The following is a 19498-nucleotide window of genomic DNA, read 5'->3' as shown; positions in this document are numbered from 1 at the left end:
CCTTATTGTTTACATATTATGCAGATTAGTGAATTAAAACAAGGAGATAAAGTGCGATTGGTCAGTTTTGGTACGACTGATATGCAGTATCGACGCAGGCTTTTATCCTTGGGTATTACTTGTGGGGTTGAGTTTTCTGTAGTAAGAATGGCGCCATTAGGATGTCCAGTAGAAATTGAAGTAAGAGGAACATTTTTAACTTTGCGTAAAGATGAAGCCGGTCAATTAGTGTTGGAGCATCTATGACTCATGCTTTATTAATAGGAAATCCCAATTGTGGTAAAACCACCTTATTCAATGCCTTGACCCATGCCAATCAACGAGTAGGTAACTGGCCCGGAGTAACTGTTGAGAAAAAAACAGGTGAATTTTTATTTGGCGAGCATGTAATTGAAATCACTGATTTGCCAGGCGTCTATTCGCTGGTTGCGAATGCCGAAGGAATAAGCCAGGATGAGCAAATTGCTGCCCAGTCTGTTATTGATTTGGAATACGATTGTATCATTAATGTTATAGATGCTTGTCATCTTGAAAGACATTTGTATTTAACCAGCCAACTCTTTGAGTTAGGTAAGCCCGTTATTGTAGCGCTTAACATGATGGATATTGCCGATCAACGGGGTATTTCTATTGATATAAAGAAACTCGAGGACTTGTTAGGATGTTCTGTTATTCCAATCCAGGCTCATAAAAACATTGGTATTCCGGCACTTAAGCAATCATTGCTTCATTGCTCCCAAGAGAGCAAACCTTTAGAACTTTCTTTATCCGTAGTTGCGCAACATGTTTTGGATAACCTGGAAAATCATTTGCTCTCAGAAGGGTATAACAATTCGCTTGCCTATTATTTCTCTCGCAGGATTGCTGAAGGAGATACTTTGATAGGAGATAAAACGCTTGCCGAGAATCTTATAAAGCTTAAAGAAACAGATCAAAATCTTGATGTGTTATTGGCGGATGCCCGCTATCAAAAAATTCATGAAATTGTCACCTTGGTTCAAAAAAAGAATAGTGATGCCAGCGAGCATTTCACTGCGAAACTGGATAAGCTCGTTTTACATCGTTTTTTAGCTTTGCCTATCTTTTTTGCGATGATGTATTTGATGTTTTTGTTTGCTATTAACATTGGGGGGGCATTTCAGGATTTTTTTGACATTAGTACAGAGACGATCTTCGTTCAGGGTAGTGGTTGGTTGTTGCAACAACTCCATGCACCAAATTGGGTAATTGCGCTTGTAGCCAATGGGGTAGGCAAGGGAATTAATACCACTATTACTTTCATCCCTGTCATTGCTGCTATGTTTTTCTTTTTGTCCTTATTAGAAACTTCTGGCTATATGGCCAGGGCTGCTTTTGTCGTGGACAAAGCGATGCGAGCTATGGGGTTGCCTGGAAAATCATTTGTACCCATGATTGTAGGTTTTGGATGTAATGTTCCTGCCATTATGGCCGCACGAACCCTGGATTCTGAGCGCGATCGATTATTAACTGTGATGATGAGTCCATTTATGTCTTGCAGTGCCCGATTGGCTATTTATGCAGTATTTGTTGCGGCCTTTTTTCCATCTGGCGGGCATAATGTTGTTTTTTCGTTGTATTTAATTGGCATTTTCATGGCCGTATTTACCGGGTTTATTTTACGAAAAACCACGTTGAAGGGACACGCATCCCCATTGATTTTGGAGTTACCCGCATATCATAGGCCCTCACTCAGAAGATTGCTTAGAGAAACTTCCTTGCGATTGCGATTTTTTGTTTTTCGTGCGGGTAAGCTTATTATTCCCATTTGCGTGATTCTGGGAGGATTAAATGCAATTACTTTAGGAGGAGGGGTTAGCTCCGGAGAAGCCAATACGGATTCTTTATTATCAATAATAGGTCAGTGGATTACTCCACTCTTTGTCCCAATGGGGATTCATCAAGATAACTGGCCTGCGACGGTCGGCTTATTAACTGGCATGCTAGCTAAAGAGGTGGTGGTTGGCACCTTAAACTCTCTGTATGCTCAAGTAGGTCATTTGGGAGAAATTGCAGCTGCTCATTTTGATTTTTGGGGCGGTATCAAAGACGCTTTTTGGTCTATTCCCGCCAATTTATCAGAGTTAGGCTCGGCATTGTGGAATCCTGTTTCCGCCAGTGCGGCTGATAGTGAGTTATCCCAATCCGTCTATGGGATTATGTCGCAACGTTTTGATGGAGCGGTAGGAGCCTATGCTTATTTGCTTTTTGTTTTGCTTTATATCCCTTGTGTATCGACTATGGCAGTAATTCGCCAGGAAGCGAATAGGCGGTTTATGTGGACTTCCATTATTTGGTCATTTGTCGTGGCATATGCCAGTGCCGTTGTTTTTTATCAAGGCGCTAAATTCCTGGAGCATCCTCAACAGAGTATGGCCTGGATTTTTGCTATGTCACTGAACCTGCTTTTTGTTTTAGCTGTGTTTCGTTACAGCGAGTTGAGTATGGAGAAGCAAAATGCTGCTGCAAATACGTGATTTTATCTATCGGGAAGGGGTTGTCAGCACTCAACAGTTGAGCAGGGCGTTTCATTTGGATCTGACCGCATTACAACCTATGCTGGATTTATGGGTTAGGAAAGGTGCAATAAGGAAGTGTCAAGGAGGGTCTAATTGCAAAACGGCCTGCTTTAAATGCCGCACCCCTCCGGATTACTATCAATCGATCGTATAATTAGCAATTATCAGGTTAATAGTTCCTTTCCAAGGCAAATTTGGCCAGATCAACTAGAGCCTCTTTATAAACAGAGTCTGGCAGTATTTCCAGGGCAGATAGCGCCGAATCTACCTCTTGGGCAGCAATTTGTTTTGTAAACGGTATGGCTTTCGTTTGCTCAATAGCAATTAAAATCTCAGGCAGATAACTTAGACTACCTTTCATTAAACTTTCTTTTATTTGTTGTTGTTGCGTTGCATTTCCATGTTGTAACGCATGAATTAGTGGTAAAGTGGCTTTCCCATCGGCTAAATCGTCACCAATATTTTTGCCTAAAGTGGCAGCATCTGAGCAATAATCCAAGGCATCATCAATCAATTGAAAGGCATTTCCCAAGTGTAAGCCGTATGTGTATAAACTATTTTGAACCTCAACAGGTGCATTAGTGAGTATAGGACCTATGCAGGCAGCAGCAGCAAATAAGAGTGCTGTTTTGGCTCTTATGACATCAAAGTAGTCATCAAGATTAAGGGCAGGATTGTGGCGATTGGCCAGTTGTTTGACTTCACCACAAGTAATTTGGTGTGAAGTATCAGCTAGTAGATTGAGAATTCCTGTGATACCGACTTCTACCATTAATTGTACGGATTGAGTAAAGAGGTAATCACCAACTAGCACACTGGCTTTACTACCCCAAATGCTATTCGCGGTTTGTCGTCCCCTTCTTAAAGTAGATTCGTCAATCACATCATCATGTAACAAGGTAGCAGTATGGAAAAACTCAACCATGGCAGCAAGTGAAATGTGGTCCTTTCCCTTGTATCCACAGGCATTGCTTGCTAACAGGACAACCAAAGGGCGTAAACGTTTTCCGCCACTTTCGACTATATGTTGTGACAAGTCATGAATTAAATCAATTTGAGATTGAATTTTATCAATAATTAAATTATTAACCGCGTTAAAATCATCACTAACCAGCGCTCGTATACGGTCAATAGTCATTCATTTACCCTCAGATGTTTAATCAATGAATGCTAAAGTTGTAAAAGTTAATTGTCAAGTGAATGTCAGATTGCTGACAGGGCAAGATCATACCAATTTAAGTTGATTATGAGCCGTGATACCCTATAAATTTGAGCATATTTTTGTCATTCCTGCATGGGTGCACTATCCTGCAAGATACAATAGTTTGCTACAGAAATGGATTTCTGCTTGCGCGGGAATGACTCAAATTTTGCTTTATATAATCAAAGTCTGATTTTACCCTGAGATTGCTGAATCCTGAGAATGATAGAATGAAAACAGATAATACTCCCGGAAATTTGACTAAGTAGTTTGTTTAAGCGTTTGATATTTTTTCTTTTTATTGTCATACATTGCCTTATCAGCGCATTTTAACAAGTCTTCAGCATTGTTTGCATTGTGTGGGTAATTGGCTAACCCAACGCTTATACTGCAATGAACTGTCTGGCCATTGATGAGAAAAGGTTGTTTAAATTCCTGTTCAACTCTAAGGGTTAGAGCTTCAGCAATTTGATCATGGGGCTTATGAACGATAATCGCAGTAAATTCATCGCCTCCCAGCCGGGCTATGAAGTCATTTTTTCTAAAGCAGGATTGCAAGCGTTTGCTGGTTAAAAGTAAAAGATGATCACCAAATTCATGACCGTATTCATCATTGATGGGTTTGAATTTATCCAAATCCATAAAATAAAGAGTAATCGCTTCCTTTTTCGTGTCGGTATTCTCCAAGAGGGTCTGGAGATGAGCATGAAAGTAGGAACGGTTGGGTAGATTGGTTAATGAATCGTGATGTGAAAGATAATGGAATTTTTCTTTGTCGGCGATAAGTAAATAATTTTGCTCTTTTAAGAGCAATTCATATTGTGAATTTTGAATGAGAAAATGATAAAGGACAGTAAAAATGAGGGCAAAAATAAAGAGGTGATTGGTATTGTCCAGAAGGAATAGGTATTCTTGAGAAATGGAATAGATGGGAATATAGAACTCAAATACAAAAAGAATCATCGCGCAAATCGCCAGCAGACCATAGATAATTAACCCATTTAAGCCAAGGGTTGCAAAAGCAATAATAGGAGAAACATAGAACCATCCGAGGTAAGACATGGTATTATTTCCAACAATAAGATTGCCTCCAATGATGATAGACAACACAAGAATATTCAAAATGTGTCCACAAAAGGTCAGGTTGTAATTCTTTTTTATTAGGATTAAATTTCCGAGCAGAATAAGAATGCCAGTGATTAACATACTGATTATGAGCCATACTCTTAGTAAATAAAAATTTGTTATTAATAATAAAATACCTAAGATGATAAGTTCTATGGAAATAGTACTAATTAAATGACGCTTTCTTTGCTGGTCTTGAGTTGTCACCAGGATTGAGTAATCCCGCTCTTTTGTTTTCTTTAATAATGACATCACCTACCTCAATCTCTCATTCGGTAAATAATAGGACTAATTTCTATTATTAATTCAATTATAGATTAAATAAGAGGTGAATTTTGTTCATTCAGGCTTTTTTGTGCTCAATCTCGTGTTAGTCAGGGCATGAGTCTTGGACAGAATAAGGAATGCAAGAAAAGCTGTTGCAAATAAAACAATGGCTATTTTATGCGCAAGGGGGAGAGAAGAGCCGCACTTCCTTGTGATTGCCAATCATTTCAATTTCTGATTTGAATGACTTGGCCAAAGATCACTATGATGGAGTCTCTTTAGTCCAACTCTTAATAAATCACCAGTTACAGAATGCCAATTATTAAACATTAAAACGAAAATGCATGACATCACCATCACATACAACATATTCCTTGCCTTCAAGTCGCAATTTCCCTGCTTCTTTAGCACCTTGCTCTCCGCCAAAGCGAATAAAATCATCGTAAGAAATCACTTCTGCACGGATAAACCCTTTCTCAAAATCAGTATGAATTACCCCGGCAGCCTGAGGTGCTGTAGCTCCTTTGCGTATTGTCCAGGCTCTTACTTCTTTCACTCCTGCGGTGAAGTAGGTTTGCAATCCCAGTAATTCATACCCGGCTCGGATCACTTTGTTTAATCCAGGTTCACTAAGCCCCAAATCCACCATAAACTCCTGCCTGTCTTCTTCATCCAGCTCAACCAACTCAGCTTCTGTTGCTGCGCAAAGAGCTACTATGCTGGCATGTTCCTGAGCAGCTAAGGCCTGGACTTTATCAAGGAGAGGGTTATTCTCATAACCGTTATCATCGACATTGGCTATATAAAGTACCGGTTTGGCCGTTAACAGAAATAGACGTTTGCTTACCTGTTCTTCTTCAAGGGTAAGTTCAAGTGTTCTTACAGGATATCCGGCATCAAGATGTGCTTTAATTTTTTCCAGAGTTTTTAATTCAAAAATGGCTTCCTTGTTTCCACTTTTGCTGTTTTTTCCTACTTTTAATAGCGATTTTTCCAATGTCTCCATATCCGCTAATGCCAATTCTGTATTTATTACTTCTATGTCACTTAAGGGGTCAACTCGCCCTTCCACATGCACAACATCCGAGTTGTCAAAGCAGCGAACGACGTGAGCAATAGCATCTGTTTCTCTAATATTGGCCAAAAACTGATTTCCCAAGCCCTCTCCACTGGAGGCGCCTTTTACTAATCCTGCAATGTCAACAAATTGCATGGTGGCATGAATCACCTGCTGGGGTTTGACTATGTCGCTTAAAGTATCCAGTCTTGAATCGGGGACGGTGACGATGCCTACATTCGGCTCAATGGTGCAAAATGGGTAATTGGCTGCCTCTATTCCAGCCTTGGTTAATGCATTAAAAAGAGTCGATTTCCCTACATTTGGCAATCCTACTATTCCACATTTAAATCCCATGAGTCATACCTCATTCTGTTAAGCGTTTACTTGATTCATTGCTCGGGCTATATCCCCAGACAATACCATAGGTATTATCGCTATACCTCTGTCTATTGCATCATAAATTTGTTGCCTGTCGTACATGGAAGGTCTGCTGAGTACGTATTGATGGACTAAATCCTTATGCCCGGGATGACCTATCCCTATACGTAATCGATGAAACTCGCCCGTTCCCAATTGAGCCGTTATGTCTCTCAAACCATTATGCCCACCATGGCCACCACCTGTTTTTAATTTGATTCGTCCAACAGGTAAATCCAATTCATCATGAACAATTAATATTTCACTTGGTTCAATCTTATAAAATTGACTGATTATTCTTGTTGTTTGGCCACTATGATTCATAAAAGTTAATGGAAGCACCAGTCGGCATGGATGGCTGTTAATATCAATTTCAGTTAATTCAGCCTGCATCTTTTTGTCAATCTTAAAATGCGAATTATGTCTTTGAGCCAGGGCGGTGACTAGCCAGGCACCTGCGTTATGTCTGGTTTGTTCATAAGCCGATCCGGGATTGCGTAAACCGACAATAAGTTTAATGGCCATAGATTTTCTATCAAAAATTGAATTAAGCGGGTTTGTGTTGAATATTCTAGCACTGGATTTTATGCAAATATCCTGGATTGAGTTCCGGATATTTGCATAAACATATATAAAGAGAAGTACTTATTCAGCACTTTCCCCTTGTTCTGTAGTCGGTACAGCTGATGCTGGAACTTCAGGTGTTTCTTCCAGTTCAGTTGAACTGACTTTAGCAGCGTGTATGCTCACTACAGGGGCATCATGACTGCCATCAGTCACATCCACCGTCAGCTGAACACCCTTGGGAAGTTTTAAATCCGATAAGTGAACCACATCGTCCATACCTACCTTTGACATATCTACTTCAATGAATTCAGGCAGATCTTTTGCCTGGCAACGTATTTCAACTTGAGTCATAGTATGCTGAACAATACCGCCAGCTTTAATTCCAGGAGATTGTTCTTCATTTATGAAGTGAATGGGTACTAATTTAACCAGAATGTCTTTACTGGAAACACGTTGTAAATCCATATGTAACACAATTGGTTTGTAGGGATGCCGTTGCAAGGCTTTCAGAATAACATGCTCTACTTTACCATCTACTGTGATGTCAAAAACACTGGAGTAAATACTTTCTGTTTCCAATGCTTTAATCACTTTATTATGGCTAAAATGAATGGCCATAGGTTTTTTGCTTCCACCATATATGACAGCAGGGACTTTATTTTCAAGACGACGTAGGCGGCGGCTCGCACCTTTCCCCATATCCGTTCTTGATTGTGCTTCTAGTTGAATAGTTGACATTATAAAAACTCCAAAAATTTAAGGGTTCCCTCTAGGCGCTATTGAAAATGACGATAGCTCCTAATTAATCCGCGACCAGATTAAAATTTACTCGAAAGCCTCAAAAACACTAAGTCAATCAGTAAAGGGTGGTGAAGTATACAATATTTTAAAATGAACTTGAAGTAATAGTCATAATTTCATAGAATATGGCACTTTGTTGGAATTGTGATAGCCAATCAGGCGAATTGGAGAATAGTTATGTATGCGGTAATTAAAACTGGCGGTAAGCAATATACCGTGAAAGAAGGTGACGTTTTAAAAATTGAAATGCTGCCTGAAAATGTTGGCAACGAAATAAAATTTTCGGAAGTATTAATGTTGGTGGATGGTGACAAGGTGACTTGTGGCACACCTTTTGTTGCTAAAGCAACTGTAAAGGCCGAAGTGCTAGATCATGGCCGTCACAAAAAAGTTAAGATTATTAAATTTCGTCGACGTAAGCACCATATGAAACAAATGGGGCATAGACAGTATTATTCGCAAGTTAAAATCACTGCGATAGGTAAATAAGAGGAGATAGCAATGGCTCATAAGAAAGCAGGTGGTAGTACTCGGAATGGCCGCGACTCGAATCCAAAGTACCTCGGTGTGAAACGTTTTGGTGGTCAATTTGTAAATGCTGGTGAAATTATTGTAAGGCAGCGTGGCACGCGTTTTCATCCTGGACCTGGTGTTGGTTGTGGTCGAGATCATACTTTGTATGCGTTGGTAGAAGGTTTGGTGCAGTTTACTACCAAGGGTGAGAAAAATCGCAAGTATGTCACTATATTACCGGAGCAACGAGAAGAAGCTGCGAGTTAAGCTGTAACAATGCTATTATCCAATGGCATCATAATTCGTTTTGTTTAACCCCGGTAACGGGGTTTTTTTTTACAGACTTGTACAAAATCCCAATCTCTTTGTTAAAAAATGTTTTTAATGTAGTCACTTGGTTTATTCTAAAATTCCTTATTTAAAACATTTTTTGCCCCGATTTTGGAGTTTTGTGCGTAAGATCTATTTTAGTCTTAAGGTTAGGCATGAAATTCGTTGATGAAGCACTTATTAAAGTAGAGGCCGGTAAGGGAGGGAATGGTTGCTTAAGCTTCAGGAGAGAGAAGTTTATTCCCCGTGGTGGTCCCGACGGAGGTGATGGGGGCGATGGGGGCAGTATTTATTTTGAAGCAAGCAGCGACTTAAATACATTGATTGATTTTCGTTACACTCGTCAATACAAAGCAGAGAATGGACAACCAGGAATGGGTGGAAATTGTACTGGGAAAAAAGGAGATGATTTAATCATCAAAGTGCCTGTTGGTACGATGGTTTATGATGCTGATACAGGTGAATTACTCGCAGATATCAGTCAACCTGGTATTCCCATACTGATTGCTCAGGGAGGTTTTCATGGTTTGGGTAATACCCGTTATAAAAGCAGTGTGAATCGATCACCAAGACAAACAACCCCTGGAAGTCCAGGTGAGTCCAGAAATTTGCGCTTGGAGCTTCGAGTTTTGGCTGATGTAGGACTGTTAGGGCTTCCTAATGCAGGAAAATCTACTTTAATAAGGGCTGTCTCAAGTTCAAAAGCCAAGGTGGCTGATTATCCTTTTACAACTCTACATCCAGGTTTAGGGGTTGTCCGTGTTTCTCCTTATAAGAGCTTTGTCATGGCAGATATCCCAGGCCTTATAGAAGGCGCTGCTCAAGGGGCAGGATTGGGACATCGGTTTTTAAAACATCTTTCACGTACCTGTGTCCTGCTGCATGTTATTGATATTGCACCTTTGGATGAGAGTGATCCCATAGCTGATGCGAAAGCCATTCTTAATGAATTAAGTCAATATAATCCAGATCTGCTCAACAAACCCAGATGGTTAGTTTTAAACAAAATAGATATGTTACCTGATGAAAAGGAAAGAGAAGAAAAAATTCAGTCCATAATAAAAGGTTTGGAGTGGAAGAACAAAGTATTTGCTATTTCCGCCATAGAGGGCAAGGGAACACAAGAACTTTGTTACGCCTTAATGCAATTGATTGATGAGATGAAAGAGTCTGAAGCTTAACCACTCAGCTGCATAATACACTACCATAGCGCTTCGATAGGGAATCTGATGTGTTTCTCGGCCCTCTTGTATTTGATTGCTGTAGTGAATGATTAATTTGCTAGTGCCTTGAGGTGGTTGTTGTGACCAATAGTCTTCTAATCCACTGAAATGAAAGTATAATCTGGTTCTATTAAGATTATGAAAATTTAATAAATGATAGTTTTCTGGTCTTACTAATATCGATTGTAACAATCCCCCTGTAACCTCATCAATAATAGTTATTGGTTCATTATTCTTTAAGATCAGTTCTCTCAATTGATCAGACGCTTTGGCTTCGAGTGATGAGATAATGTGTGGAGCTAGAATGGGATCTATTATTGATTTGATCTTTTCAATCAATTCATTTTTGCAGCGAACCTTAAACTCCAGATAAGGTGTTTCCAATCGGTATCCAGTCTGACAGTCCAGACCTTCCAAGGCATCTTCAAGGGTTTGAGCAATTTCACTTTCAGCCAAACCGAAAATTCGCCAGCGCAGAATTTGTTTATTGCTATGCCTGGAAGTTTGCAATAATAAAGGCAGTACATCCTGATTAAACATTGGAAGGCATTCTCGTGGAGGTCCAGGCAATAGAATAAAAACTTTACCTTTCCATGTGTAAGAACATCCCATGGCTGTGCCATAAGGGTTAGGGAAAAGTTTTGCATTGGCTGGGAAGAGGCATTGCTGCAAATTGCCTTGATTCAGTGATATTTTGGCTATGTTTGCCTTCTTTTCTATATGATCCAGAGCTTCAACATGCTGGGTAAGAGGTTCTTTGGTAAATTTAGCCAAAGCAAAGCGAGTAATGTCATCCTTCGTGGGGCCAAGTCCACCAATTAAAATAAGAATATCATGGTGTTCTGTCAGGAAATTCAGGCTATCTATAATCTCATTTTCCTTATCGCTACAGGCCATTTGCAATCCGAGTGGTAATCCTTCGGAGCAAAGGGCATGAGCGATATAATGCGTATTGGTATTTAGAGTATCACCATGTATTATTTCATCTCCGGTAGCCAGGATAGCTATTGTCATTTTATGTATTCCATGTGTAATTTCTGTAATAAATCTATAGCAGAATCTGTAAAATAAGTAATAATTAATATATAAGTCTTAACAGACTAAGCTATCGTTTTATGATGCCCCAGTTACCTCACAAACACCAGTAGGTAGCTTTTGCCACATCAGGAAGTTACTCATTGCTTTCCATTGTTCGTCAAATATAGAGGGCATCCCAAAAAAGATGACGGTCATCATGTTGACATTTAGTTTACTGTTAGGTAATTACTAAAACAAGTTAGAGGGTTATAAATAAAGCCAATCTAAAAAAGTGTCTTGATTAGGATGTATACTCAAAATAAAGCAACTTTTAGGTAAAAATTCTCGCTGACTTTATAAGTTAACCTTAAATGAAAATAAACATTATTATCCTGAGTGATTGATTTTTGAATGAGATGAGTGAAGGAGAGATTATGGAGTTTAGTAGCCGGTATGTCGCACATGTCCCTGATGCTCGGGGTTTAGTCGATTATTCGGCACAAGAGAATAGAATTTGGAATATTTTATTTGAGAGACAGCTCAAATTGTTGCCAGGTAGAGCTTGTGATGAATTCCTGTCTGGATTACAGACTCTAGGACTTAATTCCCGGACTATTCCACAACTGCCCGAAGTAAGTGAACGATTAAAAGCCAAAACGGGATGGCAAGTGGCGCCAGTTGCTGCTTTAATTTCAGCTCGGGAATTTTTTGAGTTATTAGCAGAAAAATATTTTCCTGCGGCGACTTTTATTCGAAGTGAAGAAGAGTTGGATTATGTTCAAGAACCTGACATTTTTCATGAACTTTTTGGTCATTGTCCTATGTTAACCGATAGGGTCTATGCCGAATTTGTTCATGATTATGCATGTAAGGTATTAACTTTTCCTGAGCAGGATTGGGCTTTATTGCAAAGGATGTTTTGGTTTACTGTTGAGTTTGGATTGATTAAAACCCCTAAAGGGCTTAGAGCCTATGGCGGGGGGATTTTATCTTCTATTAGTGAAACAGTATATTGTGTGGAAAGTGATATTCCTGTTCGAATTTTATTTGATCCAGTGGTGGCTTTTCGAATGCCTTATCGGATTGATCAGTTACAGCCTGTTTATTTCGTTATTGACAGCTATCAAAACTTATATGATTTTGTGCTTTCTGATATGGGTAAATTCATGGATCGTGCTCGGGAGCTAGGCGAGTTTCCACCGTATTTTGATGTGGATCCGGATAATCCAAATATTCATATAAGGGCTTGTTAATTTATTATTTTGTAAGATAGCTGGAATTGTGGATTAGAGTGACTATGTATTGTAATGATTATCGAGTCTTGTTAACATCGACCAACACAGTTTGTTCATTGACTGGTTGGTCAAGGAGCATTATTTGATTAAAGTATTAATTGTTGATGACCATGCATTGGTTAGAATGGGCATTCGACGATTGCTTGAAGATATGTCGGATGTTGATGTTGTTGCAGATGCTGAAAGCGGTGAGCAGGCTTTAGCTTATGTGAAAACCCACTCCCCTGATGTTGTATTATTAGACATGAAAATGCCTGGGATAGATGGGTGGGAAGTGACACGTCGTTTAAAAAAAACAAACCCAAATATTAAAGTCATAGCCGTTACAGCCATTTGCTCAGACCCTCTTCCCACTCGAGTATTGCAATTAGGTGCTATGGGATATCTTACTAAAGAATCCGGGGCTGAGGAAATGGCCGCTGCAATTCGTAAAGTGGCTAAAGGTGAGAAATATCTTAGTGCCGAGATTGCACAAAAGATGGCAATTAATAGCCTCCAGGAGTCTCAGGATTCCCCCTTTGATTTATTGTCTGAAAGAGAAATGCAAGTCATGTTGATGATCACAAGCGGCATGAATGTACAAGACATTGCTGATAGATTATTTTTAAGTAGTAAAACTATCAATGGTTATCGATACAGGATGTTTGAAAAATTGGGAATTAAAAATGATGTGGAGCTTACTTATTTGGCTATGAAGCACCGCATTATTGAGCACCCCAATGATTTATCACAAGATGATTAGATGTTAATTTCATGAATGACTCACAGCTTCCCGCTGAACTCGCTATATTTTTAACCAAACTCCCCAGTGATCCGGGCATATACCGCATGTTGGACGAAGAGGGTACTGTTCTGTATGTGGGGAAAGCATCCAATCTTAAAAAAAGAGTCAATAGTTATTTTAGTAAACAAAATACAGGAGTTAAGACACGATCACTGGTAAGCCAAATTAAATCCATAGAAATTTCTGTTACAAGATCAGAAACGGAGGCCTTATTATTAGAGAGTAATTTGATTAAAGCATTGAGGCCTAAGTATAATGTTTTGTTGCGCGATGATAAATCTTATCCTTATATTCATCTATCAAATCATCCAGATTTTCCAAGAATTGAACTATACCGCAGTAAAAAGAAGCCGCCCTCTGGTAATTTTTTTGGCCCCTATCCTGGTGTTGCTGCTGTAAGAGAAACGATAGTAACAATTCAAAAAGTATTTAAAATTCGCAATTGTAGGGACAGCTATTTTAAAACCCGTTCTCGCCCTTGTTTACAATATCAAATAAAACGTTGTACAGCGCCTTGCGTTCATTATATTTCTCCTGAACACTACAAGCTGTCTGTAGACGATGCCATGAGATTTTTACAAGGGAAATGCCAGATAATTCTGGATGAACTTGCTGAACGAATGAAAAGAGCCGTGAGTCAATTAAATTTTGAAGAAGCTGCTGTTTTACGTGATCAGATAAAAAGCTTGCGCTTGATTCAAGAACAACAAGGAGTTGTCCAGTTGCGTGGTGACGCTGATGTGATTGCAATGGAAGTACGTCCTGGTTTCGCATGTATTCAGTGTGTGACTATTCGTGAAGGGCAGGTACTGAATAGTCAAAGCTTCTTCCCAACAGTGCCTTATACCGTATTAAACGAAGAATTGGAGCCCAATGCACTATGGCAGCAGACTTTTGAAGCCTTTATTAGTTTTTATTATTTGGATACATCAGAAAGAATTCCAGATTTGATAATTACCAATCAGCCGATTACAGAGAGTCGCTCATTAGAGTGTATTTTATCCCAGCAACGGGGTAAATCTTGCAAGATTCAAGTTAATCCAAGAGGAATAAAATCGAGATGGATGGATTTTGCAGTGAACAATTTACGAATTTCAGTAGCAGAATATGTCAATAAACACACCACTATAAGATCAAGATATGAGGTGTTAAAGCAATTGCTTTCCCTTGATAAAAATATAGAGCGAATGGAATGTTTTGATATTAGCCATACTCAAGGTGAAGCAACGATTGCATCTTGTGTTGTATTTGATACAGAAGGTCCTCGCCCTAGTGAATATAGACGTTTTAATATTGAAGGCATTACTCCAGGGGATGATTATGCGGCAATGGAACAGGCAATTTCTCGCCGCTTTAAAAGATTGATTGATGCCCAATTATTACCAGATGTTTTGATTATTGATGGAGGTAAAGGCCAGGTTTCTGTTGTAAAAAGAGTTTTAACGTCTCTGGGTGTGGAAGATATTACTCTATTGGGTATATCAAAGGGGCCTTCACGAAAGGCTGGCTGGGAGAAATTGATATTAGTTAATGAAAACAGGGAGTTTATTTTGCCAGAGGACTCCAAAGCACTTCATCTTTTGCAACATATTCGTGATGAAGCCCATCGTTTTGCTATTACTGCCCATAGGAAGAAACGACAGAAAGCACGCGTTGAATCAGCTCTTGAAAGTATAGAAGGTGTTGGTGCTAAACGGCGTCAAGCATTGCTTCAGCGTTTTGGAGGGTTGCGAGAGTTGGCTAAAGCGCCACTCGAAGAAATTTGCAAAGTCCAGGGAATCAGCGAGCCCTTGGCAAAACGAATTTATGAACATTTTCATCCTTGATCAATCATTGAGTTATACCATCTTTAAAAAACCCTTACAGCACGGACAGCGGCCGTTTTATTTTTAGCAATATCTGTAATTTTTCCTGTTTTAAAATTAAATACCCAGCTGTTTGCTGATGATTTTTCAATTGAACTCCAGTAATTACCCTCTAAAAAATTTCCCAACTCATTACGCATCATATAAATTAAATTCAATTCAAAGCGAGTAGGTAATCTCCAGTCAGAATACAACTTGCCATCATTGTCAAAATAGGCGGGGTTCGTTATGGAGTCATGAGCATCCCACCATGTGCTTGAGTTATTCTGATCCGAGTTTGCCACTATAAGTCCATGGGTTCCCAATGCATTGACATAAATCACTGTACCGCCAAGAATTTTATCGCCTAATTGCCGTTTAATACCAGAATTTGCCGGATCAACCCACATCGTGTTGAAATCAAGGTCATTTGATTTGGCAAGGACTTGACCGGTTTCACCTCCAGTAGGTACTCCTTGACCATCATCCCCGGCTTCGCCTTTAGGTCCTGGTATCCCTTGGTGCCCTGTCTCTCCTCGGTCACCTTTAGGTCCTGGCAAACCCTGAGGTCCTGCTTCACCTCGGTCGCCTTTGGGTCCTGGCAAACCCTGAGGTCCTGCTTCACCTCGGTCGCCTTTAGGTCCCGGCAAACCCTGCGGTCCTGCTTCACCTCGGTCGCCTTTAGGTCCTGGCAAACCCTGAGGTCCTGCTTCACCTCGGTCGCCTTTAGGTCCTGGCAAACCCTGAGGTCCTGCTTCACCTCGGTCGCCTTTGGGTCCTGGCAAACCCTGAGGTCCTGCTTCACCTCGGTCGCCTTTAGGTCCTGGCAAACCCTGAGGTCCTGCTTCACCTCGGTCGCCTTTAGGTCCTGGCAAACCCTGAGGTCCTGTCTCTCCTCTGTCGCCTTTGGGTCCTGGCAAGCCCTGAGGTCCTGCTTCGCCTTTATCTCCTTTAGGGCCTTGGGGTCCAGAGGGGATGCTATTGATTTTATCAGTTAATTCATTTTTTAACTCAGATACTTTGTTATCTACATAAGCCTGCGAGGCTGGATTACTTTTAGCAAATACTATCTGTGATGTGAATAAGATTAATAAAATGCTATTAAGGATATTATTTCGATGTATCATTTTCTACTTCCTACAATATGCTAATTGTTCTTAATCAGAAAATTAGTTAAATCATTAAAACAATACCTAACAAAATGGCATGTTGAACAGGAATCTTTTGTACATGCCCAATGCCACTATCCAGATCAATAGTAAAATTGGGTTTGTCTCCAAACAGACCTTGATACGATAGGGTAATACTGGCGTTCGGAGTAATCGTATAACCACATCCAGCCATTATTTCACCCGCAAGTTGAGAAATGTCATTGATCGTGTCTCTATCCATTTGCCATTGTCTGTAAGCAGTTCCTGCTTTTAGTTGTAGAAATAAGGGTGCGGTAAATTCAGGGGTAATACGGATTGTAGCTAACGCATCTACCATAGGTTTTATGGTAGTTTGTACTAAAAGCCCACCCAGGGCATCGACTTCTTCTTCTGTCATTTGCAGTCGCATCTGGTTTCCACTTTGTAAACCTAATTCGAGTCCAAATAATAAAGGGCCTTTCATGAAAAAATCTCTTCCTATTGCAAACCGACCTGTTGCGGTAATGTGGTCGCCTTCGTGTACGTATTGGTAATTGACATAGCCTAAACTGGCGGAAACGGTCCATGGATAATTGATTGTTTTTGAAAGGCTTGTATTACTAAAGAACAAAATAAGCACAAATATTTTCAAAATAGGCATTCTATTCAAAATATTTGATCGTTTGGAAAAGCAAAACTTCATAAGGTCACTTCCATTGCAATGTATGATTATTGTATAAATTATTTAAGCAAATTAATTATGACGATAAATTATCTAAGTATCTTTTAAAAAGACAGTTAGAATCTTATAAGATTATTACGTTGGATGCTATAAAATAAGATTTAATTATTAATTACTTAGTGGATAGTTTTTTTTATAAGTGGCAGTAATTCATTTAAAGCAACAGGTTTGCAGTAAAAATATCCTTGTGCGTATTGGCATCCTATAGATTTAATCACTTCATGCTGTTCTGCCGTTTCAATACCCTTTTGAATAATTTTAATATTAAGATCTTTGGTTAAATTGATTATTCCCGATAATAATTTACGTAATTTGACTTTTCCCTCTATGCCTATTAATAATCGTTTATCTATTTTGAGATAATCAAGTGGTAATGACAGCAACTCAGGAAGGGAAATTTGTGGGCAGCAAAAATTATCCAAGCTTATATTAATTCCGATATGATGTATTTGTTTTAATTTTTTTGATATTTGAATAAAGTGCGGGGCTATCATACGCTCTGATATATCCAGAATGATTTTGCTCTTGCTTAAATGATTTAGCAATAAACTATCACACAATATTTTAGTAAATCTCGCGTCATTTAATTGGCTTAGGGAGACATTTATCGACAATGTAATGTTTGAATTTAATTGCTGAAACTGTGAGTAATCAAGTAATGTTTGCTCTATGAACCATTGACTGATAGTGTGTATACACCCTGCTTGCTCCGCTATAGGAATAAACTCAGTAGGTAATATTAAACCCAGAGTGGGGTGTGCCCAGCGTAATAAGGCCTCAATTCCAATTATTGTGTTATTGGATAAGTCTATCTGGGGTTGGTAATCTATATAGAGCTCTCTTTTTAATGCCGCTAGCTCTATTTCTTTTTTGAGAATTTCATTTCTTTGATTTTGTTTATAATGTAGATTTTTTGAAAACACAGTGCACTTGTTTTTGCCTGTTTGTTTGGATTGGTACATTGCGATATCGGCATGTTTTAGCAAGTCACTGGCTATTTCACCTGTTTCAGGATAGATAGCAATGCCAATACTGGCTGTGATTGCCATATGATATTCATCAAATTGAAAAGGTTTGCCAAGCACGTTAATAATCTTTTCCGCAACCTTAACTGCGGTATCGGTATTGGATTGATCAAGAAGGACTATGAACTCATCTCCTCCAAGGCGGGCAATAAAATCATTTGCTCTTAGGCATCCGGCCATTCTATTGGAAACAGCCATCAATAGTTTGTCTCCTGTTGGATGCCCTAATGTATCATTAACAATTTTAAAGTTATCCAAATCGATTAATAATAATGCCAGGCTTTTTGCTTTGAGGTGATGCTCATATATTTTTTCAATTAGTTTTTCTTCAAAATATTGTCGATTTGCGATTTGAGTTAAAGTATCTCTGCGTGTCAGGTTTAACATAGCATTTTGCGTATTCTTGAGTTGGGTTATATCAGTCCCATAGATATTGATTTGTTTAAATTCATCTATCCAGACAAGCGTAAATAAGTAGGTTTTATCCTCAACTTCCATTTCAATACTTGTGCTTTGATTGGATTTTTGTGCTCTTTGAGCTTCTTTAAGCAGCTCAGAGGGAAGTCCCTTAAATAATTTAATCCAATAATTTAAAATTATTTTTCCTTTATCGTTAGCAAATATGACATCCCCATCGAGAAGGATTCTTATGATTGGATTGGGGTTTTGCTGGGGTATACTAGCCAAAAACTCTAATTTTCTAAGATTTATCAGTCTTTCAATCTCTGAATTAATCCGACTTAGCAACAAACCAAACAAGGTATTATTCAGAGGGTCAAATTCGACTTTGCGCCTGGTCAGGATAGTCATAATGCCAATCACTTCATCTTGCGGGTTTGTAATGGGGCCTGCGAGATAGGTATTAATCTTCATTTTTTTTAATAATTTATCATTTGGGAATTTTTCTTGTACGTCATTAAAATAACAAATAGATTTTTTTTTGATTACCTCGGCGCAAGGTGTATCAATTAAAGAAAAACTGATGTTTTCTTCTTTCTTACCCAATTTATAATAGCTTATTGTCCTGGCAATTTGTTGATTATTTATGAACGATACAGAGGTATAATCCGCGGCAAAAACATCACTGATTAATTGTAGAATTTGATCAATAATTTCATTGACTTCCTGGTGGTTACTTATTTTAGTTAAAGACCATAAAATCCATTCTATGGTTTTCGATTTTAGAATATCGGTAAGTTTGGTAAAAATGATTGGTGTGCCCTGTATTTCTACTTTATTGAACAGGATATGGTAAGCAAGTACAGGTTTTTGTGATTTGCTTTCAAGCCAAGTGAATTGCTGGGCTATTCCTTCAGTGGCTAGAAGAAAACACCTCTTTGCTTGAATAAACTGTCTCTTAATGTTAAAGCTGTTTAACTTCAATAGTTTCCAAATAGGTTTGTTAATGAGCTTGTCTGGATTTTTGTTAAATAAAGCGGCGGCTTTTTCATTGATAGCAACAATTTTGCCTTGTTGATTAAAAACAATAATACTGTCTTGAGAGTTTGTAAATAATCTTTCAATCGTGGTGGTCAGATCTTGAGTTTTTGTTAATTTCTTGAAAGACTTTGTTTTAATTTTACTTTTTAAAGGACTCATGAGTATTCAACCCAGTCAATG

General features: G+C 38.9%; 18 protein-coding genes. 9 read left to right on the top strand and 9 right to left on the bottom strand.

What is annotated here, in order from left to right; genetic code table 11:
- The first annotated feature begins 18 nt into the window (after positions 1-18).
- The 3 genes from feoA to EL201_RS13790 are packed head-to-tail and all read left to right on the top strand — an operon-like array spanning position 19 to position 2691.
- Positions 19-246, top strand: a complete 228-nt coding sequence (gene feoA, locus EL201_RS13800; protein WP_027222806.1) for a ferrous iron transporter FeoA — start codon at positions 19-21, stop codon at positions 244-246.
- The gene (feoB, locus tag EL201_RS13795) at positions 243-2495 is read left to right on the top strand and encodes a Fe(2+) transporter permease subunit FeoB (RefSeq protein ID WP_027222805.1); all 2253 of its coding nucleotides are present in this window, start codon (positions 243-245) and stop codon (positions 2493-2495) included. Before feoA ends, feoB begins: the two co-directional genes overlap by 4 nt.
- On the top strand, positions 2476-2691 hold the full coding sequence (locus tag EL201_RS13790) for a FeoC-like transcriptional regulator (protein ID WP_027222804.1): 216 nt from the start codon (positions 2476-2478) through the stop codon (positions 2689-2691). The genes feoB and EL201_RS13790 overlap by 20 nt, the downstream gene beginning before the upstream one ends.
- A 15-nt stretch (positions 2692-2706) precedes the next feature.
- Here the strand turns inward: EL201_RS13790 and EL201_RS13785 are convergent, their stop codons facing one another.
- The 5 genes from EL201_RS13785 to EL201_RS13765 all read right to left on the bottom strand — a co-directional run bounded on the left by EL201_RS13785 (position 2707) and on the right by EL201_RS13765 (position 7912).
- Positions 2707-3675 carry a polyprenyl synthetase family protein gene (locus EL201_RS13785; RefSeq protein ID WP_027222803.1) on the bottom strand — a complete coding sequence of 323 codons (969 nt, stop codon included), beginning with the start codon at positions 3673-3675 and terminating at the stop codon, positions 2707-2709.
- 324 nt (positions 3676-3999) lie between these two features.
- Positions 4000-5115 carry a GGDEF domain-containing protein gene (locus tag EL201_RS13780; protein ID WP_027222802.1) on the bottom strand — a complete coding sequence of 372 codons (1116 nt, stop codon included), beginning with the start codon at positions 5113-5115 and terminating at the stop codon, positions 4000-4002.
- A gap of 337 nt (positions 5116-5452) precedes the next feature.
- Positions 5453-6544: a redox-regulated ATPase YchF gene (gene ychF / locus EL201_RS13775; protein WP_027222801.1), complete on the bottom strand. Its 1092-nt coding sequence runs from the start codon at positions 6542-6544 to the stop codon at positions 5453-5455.
- Between the two features lie 18 nt (positions 6545-6562).
- Complete coding sequence (gene pth, locus EL201_RS13770) at positions 6563-7132, bottom strand: aminoacyl-tRNA hydrolase (RefSeq protein ID WP_027222800.1); 570 nt, start codon at positions 7130-7132, stop codon at positions 6563-6565.
- 120 nt (positions 7133-7252) lie between these two features.
- Entirely contained in the window at positions 7253-7912 is a 660-nt protein-coding gene (locus EL201_RS13765) for a 50S ribosomal protein L25/general stress protein Ctc (RefSeq protein WP_027222799.1), read from the bottom strand.
- A gap of 240 nt (positions 7913-8152) precedes the next feature.
- Here EL201_RS13765 and rplU point away from each other — a divergent pair, with 240 nt between their 5' ends.
- The 3 genes from rplU (at position 8153) to cgtA (ending at position 9999) form a co-directional block, all read left to right on the top strand.
- On the top strand, positions 8153-8464 hold the full coding sequence (gene rplU, locus EL201_RS13760) for a 50S ribosomal protein L21 (protein ID WP_010948351.1): 312 nt from the start codon (positions 8153-8155) through the stop codon (positions 8462-8464).
- 12 nt (positions 8465-8476) lie between these two features.
- Positions 8477-8755: a 50S ribosomal protein L27 gene (rpmA, locus tag EL201_RS13755; RefSeq protein ID WP_010948350.1), complete on the top strand. Its 279-nt coding sequence runs from the start codon at positions 8477-8479 to the stop codon at positions 8753-8755.
- A 218-nt stretch (positions 8756-8973) separates the two neighbouring features.
- Positions 8974-9999 (top strand): Obg family GTPase CgtA, encoded by a 1026-nt coding sequence (gene cgtA, locus EL201_RS13750; RefSeq protein ID WP_027222798.1) that lies wholly within the window; start codon positions 8974-8976, stop codon positions 9997-9999.
- Here cgtA and EL201_RS13745 read toward each other — a convergent pair.
- Positions 9958-11055 carry a competence/damage-inducible protein A gene (locus EL201_RS13745; RefSeq protein WP_027222797.1) on the bottom strand — a complete coding sequence of 366 codons (1098 nt, stop codon included), beginning with the start codon at positions 11053-11055 and terminating at the stop codon, positions 9958-9960. The genes cgtA and EL201_RS13745 overlap by 42 nt on opposite strands.
- Positions 11056-11492: 437 nt before the next feature.
- Between EL201_RS13745 and phhA the strand changes: the two genes are divergently transcribed.
- The 3 genes from phhA to uvrC all read left to right on the top strand — a co-directional run bounded on the left by phhA (position 11493) and on the right by uvrC (position 14963).
- Entirely contained in the window at positions 11493-12311 is an 819-nt protein-coding gene (phhA, locus tag EL201_RS13740; RefSeq protein WP_027222796.1) for a phenylalanine 4-monooxygenase, read from the top strand.
- Positions 12312-12435: 124 nt separating this feature from the next.
- Positions 12436-13095 carry a two-component system response regulator LetA gene (gene letA / locus EL201_RS13735; protein ID WP_011216518.1) on the top strand — a complete coding sequence of 220 codons (660 nt, stop codon included), beginning with the start codon at positions 12436-12438 and terminating at the stop codon, positions 13093-13095.
- An 11-nt stretch (positions 13096-13106) separates the two neighbouring features.
- A complete protein-coding gene (uvrC, locus tag EL201_RS13730) occupies positions 13107-14963 on the top strand; it encodes an excinuclease ABC subunit UvrC (protein ID WP_027222795.1) in 1857 nt (618 codons plus the stop codon).
- A gap of 23 nt (positions 14964-14986) precedes the next feature.
- On the opposite strand, the gene lcl is transcribed toward uvrC, so the two are convergent.
- The 3 genes from lcl to EL201_RS13715 form a co-directional block, all read right to left on the bottom strand.
- A complete protein-coding gene (lcl, locus tag EL201_RS13725) occupies positions 14987-16108 on the bottom strand; it encodes a collagen-like adhesin Lcl (RefSeq protein ID WP_061773165.1) in 1122 nt (373 codons plus the stop codon).
- Between the two features lie 46 nt (positions 16109-16154).
- Complete coding sequence (locus tag EL201_RS13720) at positions 16155-16814, bottom strand: hypothetical protein (protein ID WP_027222794.1); 660 nt, start codon at positions 16812-16814, stop codon at positions 16155-16157.
- A gap of 155 nt (positions 16815-16969) precedes the next feature.
- Positions 16970-19477, bottom strand: a complete 2508-nt coding sequence (locus EL201_RS13715; protein ID WP_027222793.1) for an EAL domain-containing protein — start codon at positions 19475-19477, stop codon at positions 16970-16972.
- Between the last annotated feature and the right edge of the window lie 21 nt (positions 19478-19498).

The sequence above is a fragment of the Legionella pneumophila subsp. pascullei genome, from assembly GCF_900637585.1.
Taxonomy (GTDB): domain Bacteria; phylum Pseudomonadota; class Gammaproteobacteria; order Legionellales; family Legionellaceae; genus Legionella; species Legionella pascullei.
This window is presented reverse-complemented; position numbering and strand designations above follow the sequence as displayed.